Source organism: Kaistia algarum, from assembly GCF_026343945.1.
Taxonomy (GTDB): domain Bacteria; phylum Pseudomonadota; class Alphaproteobacteria; order Rhizobiales; family Kaistiaceae; genus Kaistia; species Kaistia algarum.
In genome coordinates this window covers 803116-816694 of record NZ_JAPKNJ010000002.1, presented here as the reverse complement: position 1 = coordinate 816694, position 13579 = coordinate 803116, and the positions used below count along the sequence as shown (strand labels likewise).

The window sequence follows — 13579 nt, the reverse complement described above, 5'->3', positions numbered from 1 at the left end:
TCCGCCTACATCTGGACAGGAAGGTGCATCTGTGGGCGGCGGCCCGTCGGGGCGGGCAGGGCATGGCGAAGAGCCGGGATTTCCGACGTTCCGCCCCCGCGGGCGCTCTGCGACGCCTTCACGACAGCCACGCGACGGGCTTCAGACTATCCTCTATTTCCACAGGCAGGCGGAATAGTTTGGACTGTGTCGAGCGGTGGATGGATCCCGAATCAACGACGGGCCGAGACGCCGCAGACGAAGTCGGCACTCCAGCGATCGGCGATCTGCCGCGCCTCGGCATTGGCATTGGGGCGGCTGCTATCGACGAGGCCAATGACGCAGGAGCGGCCCGAAGGCTCGATCCGGTAGACGACGAGACGGCTGCGATCAAGGCGGCCGATATTGGTTCCGGTCCAATAACGGATGATGGCGGCAATGGCGGTGGCCCGTCCGTTGCGACTGCGCAGGCGCCATTCGACCGTATCGCCTGCCTCGTGGAAGTCGCCGAGTCCGAGGACCTCGTCGGGGGTATCGGTGCCGAACCTGACCTCGGAACTATCCGGCTCGGCCGTCCAGACCACGTCGATCGGCCCCAGCCCGCGGCAGATCCGGACCTCGATGATGCCGGGCTCGGGCGTCTTGCCCTCCGGGCAACTCGCATAATCGAAGCGGGAATAGCGGCTGTCAAAAGTCCGCCCTTCGGCGGGCGGAGCGAGCGCCAGAACCGCCGCGAGCACGGCGAGGGCGGAACGAACCATGACAACCTCCAGCTCGGCGGCGATTCCGGCCGCGAACGGGGCGTTGCTATTCGAGCCGTCGGGATGGCGATATGATCGGCGTCACAGGGACAGGGGCGTGCGCCGATCGGCTCGGCTAGCGTTGTCAGATTGCCGTCCGGATCGAACCCGAACGTCGCGCTGCGGCCCTTCTCGCGGCCGAATTGTGATCAACCGCCAACAGCTTGTGCCCCGTCTATAGCTTCGTGGTCTACCCGGAGGCTGTTGGCGATGATTACGCCGCCTATCCCAAAGATCGAATGAAGTTCGATGCGATAGCCACGCTCGTCGCGCGATAGCGCCAGCCCAAAGATGACGTTTTGAGCGCTCCACTCACTCAGTTCCAAAGCAGAAATGCCTGCGAGGATGAAGCGAACGATGACGTGCCGATCGAGGATGAAGTAGCCTCGCTCATCGAGATCGGAGGTCATTTGCCACGTGTGAACGCGCAACACCGATTCTTCTGGGTCCCGTCTCAAATCGAGGCTGATGACCTCGGCATCGTGAAACGTTGGCCTCCCGCCAAACCAAGCGACTAGGTTTGACCATCCAGGGACATCGACTGTTTCACTCATCGAACGCCCGAAAGGCACAAGACAGCTTGACTGGAACGGAGCGTCCCCAAAAATCCGAACTAGGGCGTCCAGGCGTCGTAGTCGGCGGCGACGCGGGGGCGCTGGTCGGCGCCGACGATTGAGCCCTTGGGCCGATAGGCGAGGGGCGTACCGGTAGGGTTCGCCTTGTGCGGCTTCTGCCAATCGAGCGGCTTGTAGTCCTGGGAGGAGGGCGGCGTGTCGATGCGGTGGTGCATCCAGCCGTGCCAGCCGGTCGGAATCTTCGACGCCTCGGCATAGCCATTATAGATGACCCAGCGCCGTTCAGCCGATCCGCCGGCCGTGTGGTACTTGTCGGGCGTGCGGTAATAGGTGTTGCCGAATTCGTCGGTGCCGACCTTTTCGCCCTTGCGCCACGTAAAGAAGCGCGTGCCCATGGTCTGGCCGTTCCACCAGGTAAAGAGTTCGGTCAGGAACCAGCCCATCCGCGGCAGTCTCCGTTCAAGGTCCTGACAGCCTTATGGCGCCACGCGCTGGCCAAGTCAAAGCCCTCGGCCGGCGAGTCCCCGATCGACGCTCTCTTGCGCTCATCCGTCGCGGTGCGCCCCAAGAGACCGGCGGCCGCGACGTGCCTCGTCCTCGATCTTTGAAATGCAAAAGGCCCGCGCGAACCGCGCGGGCCTTTTGCACGACGGCCTAGATCGCCGTGCGTCCTACCGGACGCGAAGAGGCAATCTATCTCTTTGTCTTCGCATCGGATGGACCCGAAAACCGGATTCCACTTTTCGGTCCGATGCTCTAGCCGCTCGAAGCGTCTAGCGACGCTGCCACCAGCCGCCCCGCTTGGGCCGGCTGTCCTCGACTGGCGCCTCGGGCTCGGCCGGAGGCTGGGTATTGGGCCCGTCGACCATGGATTCGTCGTCTAGGCCTTCCGGATCGGCGCTCTGACGCGAGATCACATCCTCGGTGGTGATATGAAGTCCCTGGGCCTCGTCTTCGGGCTCATCGTCTTCCGTATCGCCGACCTCTGGCATGTCGAGTTCCGGCTGGTCGTCGATTGGGTCGAACAGCGGAACCTCCATCTCCCCGACATCGGCGACGGGGATATCGTCCGCGATCAGGCGGTCGCCGGCATCCTCGGGGTCGATGTCGCGAATGCCTTCCGGCTCGACTTCGATGAAGCCCTCGGACTGCACTTCGCCGGTTTCGTCGAGTTCGAGTGCCGCCTGTCCCGATTCGCCGGCTGCCTCGTCCTCGCTGCCCTCGACATCGCCGGGTGCCCGGCGGCCGCGACGGCCGCCCCGACGTCCGCGGCGGCGGCGGCGGCGGCCTTCCTCGGTGTCGTTCGCATCGCCGGCTTCACCCTCGCGGGCCTCGACCGGTTCAGCGTCGGCACTGTCTTCGCCGGCATCTTCGCCAGTCTCGTCGTCGGCGGTCTCTGCGTCGCCGGCTTCGCCTGCGGCGGCATCACCCGGCACGACAGCGCCGTCGGCACCCCGACGACGCCGACGACGGCGGCGCTTGCGGCGCGCTCCGTCTTCGCGCTCGGCGCTGGCCGTCGAGGGCTCAGTCTCGGTCGCCTCGGCTTCGACCTCGACCTCGGCTTCCTCTTCCGCCTCGGCGGCTTCCTCTTCCGGCTCGATCGAATCGGGCTGCACGATCACAGGCGGCGGCGCGGGCAACTCACGCGGCACGACGGGCTCGCCGCGCTCCAGCGTGTAATGCGCTGCGGAGGCAACGGTCTCGTCCGCCAGAATGGTGATCGAGATGCCGAAGCTCTGCTCGATCTCCGCGAGATGGGTGCGCTTCTGGTTGAGGATATAAAGCGCGACGACGGTGCGCGTGCGGATGATCAGATTGTGGGTCGCACCCTTGAGCAGGCCGTCCTCGATCGAACGCAACACATGCAGCGCGACCGATGCCGGCGCACGGACATGGCCGGTGCCATGGCAGTGCGGGCAGACCTCCATCGAGCTTTCGACGACGCCGGTGCGAATGCGCTGGCGCGACATTTCCATCAGGCCGAAATGCGAGATCCGGCCGACCTGGATGCGCGCGCGATCGTTCTTCAGCGCCGTCTTGAGCTTGTTCTCGACCGCCCGGTTGTTGCGCTTCTCCTCCATGTCGATGAAGTCGATGACGATAAGGCCGGCGAGATCGCGCAGGCGCAACTGGCGCGCCACTTCCTCGGCCGCTTCCAGATTGGTCTGGTAGGCGGTGTCTTCGATATTGTGCTCGCGCGTCGAGCGGCCCGAATTCACATCGATGGCGACGAGCGCCTCGGTCTGGTTGATCACCAGATAGCCGCCGGACTTCAGCGTTACCTGGGGTGAGAACATCGCGTCGAGCTGCGCCTCGACGGCGTAGCGCGCGAAGATCGGCTGCGTCTCGCGATAGGGCTGAACATTCTTGGCATGACTCGGCATGAGCATGCGCATGAAGTCCTTGGCCTCGCGATAGCCGTCATCGCCGGCGACGAGAACCTCGTCGATGTCCTTGTTGTAGAGATCACGGATCGACCGCTTGATCAGGCTGCCTTCCTCATAGACGAGGGTCGGCGCCGCCGAACGCAGCGTCAGCTCACGGACATTCTCCCAAAGGCGCAGCAGATATTCAAAGTCGCGCTTGACCTCGGCCTTGGTGCGCGAGGCGCCGGCCGTCCGGAGGATGACGCCCATGCCTTCCGGCACTTCGAGATCCTGCGCGACTTCCTTAAGCCGCTTGCGGTCGGCCGTGTTGGTGATCTTGCGCGAAATGCCGCCGCCGCGGGCCGTGTTCGGCATCAGCACGGAATAACGACCGGCGAGCGAGAGATAGGTGGTGAGCGCCGCGCCCTTGTTGCCGCGCTCTTCCTTCACGACCTGGACGAGCAGCACCTGGCGGCGCTTGATCACTTCCTGAATCTTGTATTGGCGGGCACGGGCGCGCCGCCGCTCCGGAAGCTCCTCGAGCGCGTCCTCGGCACCGACCGATTCGACCTGGTCCTCGGGATGCTCTTCCTCGGCGCCGACCTCTTCGACATGGCTGTCGGAAGCGGGCGCGTCGAGTTCGGGATGATCGTTGTCCGTGCCTTCCGCGTCGTTGGTCTCGGTCCCCTCGGAAGCGGCCGACGCTTCGTCGGACGAACGCGCTTCATCGGAGGCAGTGCCCTCCGCTGGCTCGCCACTTTCGGACGGTGATTCGGAAACCTGGTCGGATCCGGCTGCGGCCTGGCGGCTCGACGAACGGGGCTGGCGGCGAGCGCTCTGGCGCGTCGCCCGCTCTTCCGCCTCGCGCTCTTCAGCCTCTTCGGCGTCGATCAGCGCCTGACGGTCGGCGACGGGAATCTGGTAATAGTCCGGGTGGATTTCGGAAAAAGCCAGGAAGCCGTGGCGATTGCCGCCATATTCGACAAAGGCGGCCTGCAGCGACGGCTCGACGCGCGTGACCTTGGCTAGATAGATATTGCCACGCAGCTGCTTGCGGCTCGCGGACTCGAAGTCGAATTCCTCGACCCGGTTGCCGCGCACCACCACCACCCGAGTCTCCTCGGGATGGGTGGAATCGATGAGCATCTTGTTCGCCATATTGAAAACTCTCCGGGGCCTCCGCGCGCGAGGCTGCGGCCGGCGCAGTGCGCCGATGCCGCGCTGGTCGCGCGGAGACGATTATGGGGGAAGAAGAAGGATAGGAGCGCGCGTTCCCCCGCCGGACCCATCGACGCCCCGGCGCCGGAACGGTCCGGTACCTTGCTGGCGGAGAGGGGAAATATCGGCAGAACCATGAATACGCGCTTGAAACCTGTACTTCGCGGGGGCGCGGGGACGGCGCCTCCAAGGGGAGACAGGCGAGCCTAGCAAGCCCGCTGTCTTGACCGCAGGCGACCCTCAAAATGCGCGTGGAAAATAGGAACGCCATGCGCGGCGAGGATGCCTGTCCCATCCTCCGACCGAGCACCAGTTTGAGCGCAAGACATTCGCAAGACAACCAAGGCCTAGCCTCTGGCCTGACTGTCCCTCGTAGCCCCACCGCATCGCACCGGATTTGCCACTTATGCGGCGTACCGGTTGGAGGATGAATTCCGTCGTTCCTTTTAGGCAACAGGACGATTCTTGGCAAGGTTCTTGAAATCGGGGCCGGCAGCTGGGAAGACGGGCGATCGGAAGCGCTCGCGTGAAGTTTGGGTTAACCATTCACGCCTAATCGTCTACATAGCGGTGGTCCGCCACGGCGGACAGATCGAACCAGCGGAACGCATGCAGAAGCGACGCATAACATCGGCCGGATCCTTGTTCCGGTGGGTCGGACGGATCGTGGCTACGGCTTGCGCGGTCGCGCTGCTGTCGGCCGCGCCGGCCAATAGTGCGCCTGCGATTACGGCCGATCCGGCGGCTTCCGAAGTGGTGGCTCACGACGCGCGGATCGTTGGCGACGACCAGCGCACGCGCTTTGTTATGGATTTGAGCGAGGCAACGGACGTTTCAGTGTTCGTTCTCGACGAGCCGGATCGGGTGGTCATCGATCTGCCGCGGGTTCGGTTCGCGCTGCCGGACGGGGCGGGAGCCTCGGGCAAGGGTCTCGCCTCGGCGTTCCGCTACGGCATGATATCGGCCGGCAAGTCCCGCATCGTCCTCGACCTGACAGCTCCGGTCTCCGTCGACAAATCCTTCGTTCTGCCGCCGGCCGGCGACCAGCCGGCGAAACTCGTCGTCGACATGGTGCCGACGACCCGTGAGGCGTTCGCCGACGCCGTCCGCACCTATCGAAGCGCCGAGAAGGCTGCCGTTGCGGCCCAGGAGGCGACGGCTCCGGCGGCGCCCGCGCAGGCTTCTGACGGCCGGCTGCGGATTGTCATCGATCCGGGTCATGGCGGCATCGATTCCGGTGCGATCGCCAAGTCGGGCACGATGGAGAAGGACATCGTCCTCTCTTTCGCCGAAATTCTTGAGGCCAAGCTGGCGGCGGACGGGCGCTATGATGTGTCGATGACGCGGAGCGACGATACCTTCGTCTCGCTCGGCGGCCGCGTCGCCTTCGCCCGCGCCCGCCGTGCCGACCTCTTTGTCTCCATCCACGCCGATTCGTTCTGGGGCGGCGACGTGCGGGGCGCAACGATCTACACGCTGTCGGAAAAGGCCTCGGACCGCATGGCGGCGCAGATCGCCGAATCGGAAAACAAGTCCGATATTCTTGCCGGCGTTGCCATCACCGAGGATACCAACGAGGTCTCGGACATTCTGATCGATCTCGCGCGCCGGGAGACGAAGAATTTCGCAGTCGTCTTCGCGCGCAATATGATCAAGGAACTCGGTCCCAAGGTGCACTTCTTCAAGCACGCGCACCAGCAGGCCGGGTTCGTTGTCCTGAAGGCCCCGGACGTGCCCTCTGCGCTGGTCGAGCTTGGTTATTTGTCGAACCCGGATGACGAGAAGTTGCTGAAATCCACCGAATGGCAGCAGAGCACCGCCACGGCGATGAAGCAGGCGATCGACAGCTATTTCCGCATGCGGGTGGCTCAGTCGACGGGCAGCATCACGCCGGCGGCGTCGACGCCATGAGGGCTGTTGCCGCGAGGACACGGCGGGCGGCCGCGGCCGGCTGGAGGCGAGTGCGCCCCACAATCTCCACAAATCGGCTGGAAGAGAGACCATATCGGGTCTATCGAAACCGGACGATTGGGTTGGAGCCTGGAAGTGCCGAACCTTTGCGGAAGCTACTCGACGATAGTCGGCACCTGGAATGGGTCGCGCGCTCCGTCTGACACGAGTCAGCTGCCGGGAGGCGTTGCTTTCGGGCCGGAATGGAATTCTGACCGGGATTCGTCCTTTCGGCAGGCCGGTTTGCCGAGGATGGCGGATCGACGGGGAACGCGAGCGACATGTTTCTGCGACTGATCGGCTATTTATTTGGGATAGGCGCCGTGTTTTTTCTGGTGGTTGCAGCGGGTGTGGCCTGGTACGTCTCGAGTCTGACGGGCGGCCTGCCATCGGTTGAGGTTCTGGCGAAGTATGAGCCGCCGGTAACCACGCGGATCCACGCGGCCGACGGCCAGCTCGTGGCCGAATATGCCCGCGAGCGGCGGCTCTATCTGCCGATCCAGGCCGTTCCCGACCGCGTCAAGGCAGCGTTCATCTCGGCTGAAGACAAGAATTTCTACGAGCATTCCGGCCTCGACTATTACGGCATCTTACGCGCCGGCCTGCAGAATATCTCGGCGCTCTCCTCGAACGGCCGCATGATCGGCGCCTCGACGATCACCCAGCAGGTCGCCAAGAACTTCCTGCTCACCAACGAGCGCACGATCGACCGCAAGATCAAGGAAGCGATTCTCTCGCTTCGAATCGAGCAGGCGAATTCGAAGGACAAGATCCTCGAACTCTATCTGAACGAGATTTTCCTCGGTCTCGGCTCCTACGGCGTCGCCGCCGCTTCGCTGTCCTATTTCGATAAGTCCGTGCATGAACTGACGCTCGCCGAGGCGGCCTATCTGGCCGCCTTGCCCAAGGGCCCGAACAACTACAACCCCTTCCGCTATCCCGACCGCGCCATCGAGCGGCGCAACTGGGTCATCGACCGCATGGTCGAGAACGGCTACGCGACGCCGGACGAGGGCGCGGCCGCCAAGGCGCAGCCGCTCGGCGTCAAGCAGCGCACCTCTCAGCCGCACCTCTTCGCCGCGGATTATTACGTCGAGGAAGTGCGTCGCCAGCTCATGCAGATCTACGGCGAAAAGGCTCTCTACGAGGGCGGCTTGTCGGTGCGGACCTCGCTGGACCCCGGCCTTCAAGTCATCGCCCGCCAGGCCTTGATGAACGGTCTCGTCTCCTTCGATGAGGAGCGGGGCTGGCGCGGGCCGGTCAAGAACGTGCCGATCTCAGGCGACTGGGGTGAGGCGGTCGGCTCCGTGACGGCGCTTTCCGACATCTATGAGTGGCGTCTTGCGATCGTCACCGAAGTCAGTAAGGACGGCGCCGAGATCGGACTGCAGCCGGGCCGCGACGGTGCGGGTAAGTTGCTCGCCGACCGCGAGACCGGCACGATCCCGGCTTCCGAGATGGGCTGGGCGCTGCGTGGACGCAAATCGGTCGAGAGTGTGCTGAAGGTCGGCGACGTCGTTTACGTCGAGGCGGCCGATGGCAAGCCCGGCGCGTTCCGCCTGCACCAGGTGCCGGAGATCGAAGGCGCGATGGTCGTCATGGATCCCCATACCGGCCGCGTCCTGGCCATGGATGGCGGCTTCTCCTATGCGGAAAGCGAGTTCAATCGGGCAACGCAGGCGATGCGTCAGCCGGGCTCGTCGTTTAAGCCGTTCGTCTATGCCGCGGCGCTCGACAATGGCTACACGCCGTCTTCGGTGGTGATGGACGCCCCGATCGAGATCGATCCGGGCTTCGGCCAGCCGATCTGGCGGCCGGAGAACTATGCGCAGAAATTCTACGGCCCATCGACGCTCCGGACCGGCATCGAGCAGTCGCGTAACGTCATGACCGTGCGCCTCGCCCAGGACATGGGAATGCCGCTCGTCGCCGAATATGCGAAGCGCTTCGGCGTCTACGATAATCTCGGGCCGTTCCTACCGAATGCGCTGGGCGCTTCGGAGACGACGGTACTCAAGATGGTGTCGGGATATTCTGTGTTCGCCAATGGCGGGCGCCAGGTTCGTCCGACGCTGATCGATCGCATCCAGGATCGTTTCGGCAAGACGATCTACAAGCATGAGGATCGCATCTGCGAGGGGTGCGACGCCGATTCCTGGAAGAACCAGGATGAGCCGGCGATCACGGATAATCGCGAGCAGGTGCTCGATCCCATGACGGCCTTCCAGATCACGTCGATGATGGAAGGCGTCGTCCAGCGCGGTACGGCGACGGTGGTCAAGCAAGTCGGCAAGCCGATCGCCGGCAAGACCGGCACCTCCAACGACTACAAGGACGCGTGGTTCATCGGCTATTCGCCTGACCTCGTCGTCGGTGTGTTCCTTGGCTATGACAATCCACGCCCGATGGGCCGCGGCGAAACCGGCGGCCAGGCCGCGGCACCGATCGCGACCGAGTTCTTCAAGCTGGCGCTGGCCGACAAGCCCGCGATCCCGTTCCGCATGCCCGAAGGGCTGACGCTGATCCCGATCGATCGCAAGACCGGCATGCGAGCCAATCCCGATTCTCCGGGGACGATCCTCGAAGCGTTCAAGCCCGGAACGGGGCCGCCCGATACCTATTCGATCATCGGCCAGACAGACGCCAATGGTCAGCCCTTGACCGTCGCGCCGGAAGCCGATCGCGCCGTGATCTCCGGAACCGGCGGGCTCTACTGATCCGCCGCTTTACGACCGCGAGGACTGGATGCCGATATCGTCGATCCAGTCTTCGTGGCTCTTTTGGGCAGCGCTCTCCGCCGTCTTCGCCGCCCTGACGGCGATCTTCGCCAAGATTGGCGTCGGCGGCATCAATTCCGATTTTGCAACCTTCATCCGCACCATCGTCATTCTGCTGACGATCGTCTTCATCCTGACGGCGCTGGGCGAGTGGCAGCCGTTGGGCTCCGTGCAGCCCCGCGCCTATGTCTTTCTGGTCCTGTCGGGCCTTGCGACCGGCGCATCCTGGCTTTGCCATTTCCGGGCGCTGAAACTGGGCGATGCCGCTCGCGTGGCCCCGATCGATAAGCTCAGCGTCGTGATGGTTGCCGTCTTCGGCGTAGCCTTGCTCGGTGAAAGACTGTCCTTCAAAAACTGGCTCGGCGTCGGCTTTATCGCGCTCGGCGCGATTCTGGTGGCGATGCGCAGCTAAGGGTCGCAGGCGCCCGAAAGCCACGGCAGGACAGGCGGTTGCACGTATCGCCTCGTGCATTCTGTCGCATGGAATTCACTTGACGCCGCGCGGTGCCTGGCGCACCTCATGAGCCGCTCCGCGAAAGCGAAGCATCAACAACCGGAACCCCCAACCTCATGCCCAGCGACAGTAGCAGTCGAATGTGGTTGCCGCCCGTGGCGATAGTGGTCTGACCGGTTTCGATCGGCTCACCAGGATCGGCACGGCGGCCGATCGTGAACAGGTGAGCTATGGAAAAGAACCTCCTGGATGAGCGTTCTGCCGACGTGGCAGAACTCGATCTTGAGCGCGGCCATGTCGCGGATATCGTCGAGCATCTGAACGAACAGGAACCGGAGGACGCGGCGGATGTCGTCGCGAGTCTGTCGGATGATCGAGCGGTCGAGCTTCTCGACCAGCCAGAATTCGAGGATGCTGCCGAAGTCGTCGCCAACATGCCGCTAGAGCGGGCGGCAACGCTGCTCTCCGGCATGTCGGCCGACCGCGCTACCGATCTGCTAGGCGAGATCGAGGAGCCGCAGCGCTCGCAACTGATCGAGCGCCTCGATAGTGAGACCCGCACGGCCGTCTCCCACCTTGCCGGCTATCCCGAGGGCAGCGCCGGCGCGATCATGACCACCGAGGTCGTCAGCGTTCCGGCCAACTGGACCGTAGCCCAGACGCTCGATCATATCCGCCAGGTAGAGAAGAGCCGCGAGACGATCTACACGATCTGCGTGCTGCATCCCGAGACGGGGGCTCTGCTGCAGACCGTGACGCTCCGCAGGCTGATCACCACCAACCCGTCGGAGCCTGTGCTCGCGGCTGCCCGCCACAGCAAGCCGGTGACGGTCAAGCCAACCACAGACCGCGAGGACGCGGCGCGCCTGTTCTCGAAATATGATCTCATCGCCGTCCCGGTCGTGGATGAGCGCCATCATGTCATAGGCATCGTCACCGTCGACGACATCATCGACACCATCCTCGAGGAAAGCACAGAGGATGTTCAGAAATTCGGCGGTATGGAGGCGCTGGACGAGCCCTATATGGAGATCAGCTTTCTGAGGATGATGCGCAAGCGGGCCGGCTGGCTTTCCGCGCTATTCATCGGCGAGATGCTGACCGCGACAGCCATGCAGCATTTCGAGACCGAGCTCGAAAAGGCCATCGTTCTGACGCTGTTCATCCCGCTCATCATGAGCTCCGGCGGCAATTCCGGGTCACAGGCGACATCGCTGATCATTCGGGCCCTTGCGCTTGGCGAAATCCGTCTGAAGGATTGGTGGCGTGTCGCGCTGCGCGAATTGCCGAGCGGCTTTTCGCTCGGCCTGATCCTGGGTTCTCTCGGCTTTATCCGCATCACGGCCTGGCAGCTGTTCGGCCTGCATGATTACGGCCAATTCTGGTTCCTGGTCGCCCTTACGGTCGGCTGTGGCCTTGTTGGTATCGTGCTCTTCGGCTCCATGGCGGGCTCGATGTTGCCCTTCGTCATGAAGCGGCTCGGCTTCGACCCGGCGAGCGCCTCGGCGCCCTTCGTGGCGACACTCGTCGATGTGACCGGCCTTGTGATCTATTTCACGATCGCCTCGGTGATCCTGCATGGGACGCTGCTCTAGGCGCCGGGGCCGATTGGCCCCAGCATCCTACCGCTTCACCAGTTCGATGATGTCGAACTTCGATTCATATTGCGGCAGCGGCATTTCGAGCCGATAGCGGCCGGACCCGACCTTGAAGAAATAGCCGACCTGGTCGCGGGCCGGGTCGGCGCCATAGGCCTTCGGCTTCTCGTCCGAATAGTGGGAGGCGCCGTAATATAGGAGTCGTGTCCTACTGTCGTCGATAAAATGGCCCGACAGGCGCTGCGACCCGGTCGTCTTGACGAGGCGGTAGCCGATATCGTCCTCGTCGATCCGGCAGTTGAACCAGCCATACACGGTGAGAGGCGGCGGCAGGCCGCCGAGCTTCACGGTCCGGCAGCGATAGTTCCCCCGTATGTCCACACCAAGGATCGGCTGCGGCGCGCCGGCGAGGATCGCGGATAGCGTTTTGACGTCGGCCGGACTGCCGCCGGACTTCGCTTCAGCGATCGCATCTTTTCGGGTCGTTTCGAACGCCGCAAGCCGTGCCTTGTCGGCGGCGGTCAGCGTTTGCTCAGTCAAAGTTCCGCTCGCCAACGCCGCCGACGCGGCGAACAGGAAGGCGATGGCGAGGAGGCGTGAGGTCAAAAATGGGGGCTGCATGGGGTGTCGTTCCTCCGTTGGCCTCGGTTTACAGAGCGGGATCACGACACTATGTTCGCGCCTCCCGGTGGGCAATGAGTGCACGCCGACGCGATTGGATATGGACTTATGCGGGCCGAGATCGAAACGATCGTCGACGAGATCAAGCAGGGCATAACCCTGCTGAGGAGGCATCTTTGACTGGGACCGTGCAAACCGGCGCCTGCTCGAACTGAACGCGCTCTCGGAGACGCCCAATTTCTGGGACGATCCGCAGAAGGCCCAGAAGCTGATGCGCGAGCGTCAGAACCTCGAAGACGGGATCAAGGCGGTCGAGGCCAGCGAGCGTGATCTGGCCGACAATCTCGAACTGATCGAGATGGGTGAGGCCGAGGGCGACCCCTCGATCGTCGCCGACGCGGAAGCTGCAATTTTTGAACTGAAGCAGGGCGTCCGCAAGCGCCAGGTCCAGTCCATGCTGTCCGGCGAGGCCGACGGCAACGACACCTATCTCGAAGTCCATGCCGGTGCCGGCGGGACGGAGAGCCAGGATTGGGCCAACATGCTAATGCGCATGTATACGCGCTGGTCGGAGCAATCGGGCCGCAAGGTCGAGATCATGGAATTGCACGACGGCGAAGAGGCAGGCATCAAATCCGCGACCCTGCTGATCAAGGGTGAGCAGTCATATGGCTGGCTGAAGACCGAGTCGGGCGTGCACCGCCTCGTCCGCATCTCGCCTTATGATTCGAGCGCCCGGCGCCATACGAGCTTCGCCAGCGTCTGGGTCTACCCGGTCGTCGACGACTCCATCGACATCGAGATCAACGAGAGCGATTGCCGCATCGACACCTACCGAGCCCAGGGCGCCGGAGGCCAGCACATCAACACGACCGATTCCGCCGTGCGCATCACGCACATCCCATCCGGCATCGTCGTGCAGTGCCAGAACGAGCGCTCGCAGCACAAGAACCGCGCCGCGGCTTGGGACATGCTGCGCTCGCGCCTCTATGAGGCCGAGCTGGAACGGCGTGAAGCGGCGGCGATGGCGACGGAATCGACCAAGAAGGACATCGGCTGGGGTCACCAGATCCGTTCCTATGTCCTGCAGCCCTACCAGCTTGTGAAGGATCTTCGGACCGGCACGGAGAGCACCAGTCCGCAGGACGTGCTGAATGGCGATCTGAATGAATTCATGGAAGCGGCGCTCGCCCAGCGCCTCGGTGGCGGCGAGGGGGTCGAGGTTTCGGACCTCGACTGAC

10 protein-coding genes are annotated in these 13579 nt (G+C 63.8%); 5 read left to right on the top strand and 5 right to left on the bottom strand.

Annotated features, from left to right (window positions below; translation table 11 throughout):
• Nucleotides 1-212 precede the first annotated feature (212 nt).
• From OSH05_RS17035 to OSH05_RS17020, 4 genes are all read right to left on the bottom strand, one after another.
• Nucleotides 213-740: a hypothetical protein gene (locus tag OSH05_RS17035; protein WP_104219250.1), complete on the bottom strand. Its 528-nt coding sequence runs from the start codon at nt 738-740 to the stop codon at nt 213-215.
• 188 nt (nt 741-928) lie between these two features.
• The gene (locus tag OSH05_RS17030) at nt 929-1333 is read right to left on the bottom strand and encodes an Imm50 family immunity protein (RefSeq protein WP_104219249.1); all 405 of its coding nucleotides are present in this window, start codon (nt 1331-1333) and stop codon (nt 929-931) included.
• A gap of 59 nt (nt 1334-1392) precedes the next feature.
• A complete protein-coding gene (locus OSH05_RS17025; RefSeq protein WP_104219248.1) occupies nt 1393-1797 on the bottom strand; it encodes an NADH:ubiquinone oxidoreductase subunit NDUFA12 in 405 nt (134 codons plus the stop codon).
• A gap of 330 nt (nt 1798-2127) precedes the next feature.
• Nucleotides 2128-4878, bottom strand: a complete 2751-nt coding sequence (locus tag OSH05_RS17020) for an Rne/Rng family ribonuclease (RefSeq protein ID WP_104219247.1) — start codon at nt 4876-4878, stop codon at nt 2128-2130.
• A gap of 726 nt (nt 4879-5604) precedes the next feature.
• On the opposite strand from OSH05_RS17020, the gene OSH05_RS17015 reads away from it, so the two are divergent.
• The 4 genes from OSH05_RS17015 to mgtE all read left to right on the top strand — a co-directional run bounded on the left by OSH05_RS17015 (nt 5605) and on the right by mgtE (nt 11714).
• Nucleotides 5605-6849 carry an N-acetylmuramoyl-L-alanine amidase gene (locus OSH05_RS17015; protein WP_266352642.1) on the top strand — a complete coding sequence of 415 codons (1245 nt, stop codon included), beginning with the start codon at nt 5605-5607 and terminating at the stop codon, nt 6847-6849.
• A gap of 320 nt (nt 6850-7169) precedes the next feature.
• The gene (locus OSH05_RS17010) at nt 7170-9605 is read left to right on the top strand and encodes a penicillin-binding protein 1A (RefSeq protein WP_104219245.1); all 2436 of its coding nucleotides are present in this window, start codon (nt 7170-7172) and stop codon (nt 9603-9605) included.
• A gap of 28 nt (nt 9606-9633) precedes the next feature.
• On the top strand, nt 9634-10077 hold the full coding sequence (locus tag OSH05_RS17005; protein ID WP_407660404.1) for an EamA family transporter: 444 nt from the start codon (nt 9634-9636) through the stop codon (nt 10075-10077).
• Between the two features lie 272 nt (nt 10078-10349).
• Complete coding sequence (gene mgtE / locus OSH05_RS17000) at nt 10350-11714, top strand: magnesium transporter (RefSeq protein ID WP_104219244.1); 1365 nt, start codon at nt 10350-10352, stop codon at nt 11712-11714.
• 27 nt (nt 11715-11741) lie between these two features.
• On the opposite strand, the gene OSH05_RS16995 is transcribed toward mgtE, so the two are convergent.
• Nucleotides 11742-12338, bottom strand: coding sequence for a DUF4893 domain-containing protein (locus OSH05_RS16995; protein ID WP_165801590.1), 597 nt, complete (start codon nt 12336-12338; stop codon nt 11742-11744).
• 108 nt (nt 12339-12446) lie between these two features.
• Between OSH05_RS16995 and prfB the strand changes: the two genes are divergently transcribed.
• Nucleotides 12447-13578, top strand: a protein-coding gene (gene prfB, locus OSH05_RS16990; RefSeq protein ID WP_104219242.1) for a peptide chain release factor 2 whose coding sequence is annotated in 2 segments (ribosomal slippage) — nt 12447-12515 and nt 12517-13578 — 1131 coding nt in all. Because the reading frame shifts where the segments join, the coding sequence is not laid out codon by codon here.
• The last annotated feature ends 1 nt before the right edge of the window (nt 13579 follow it).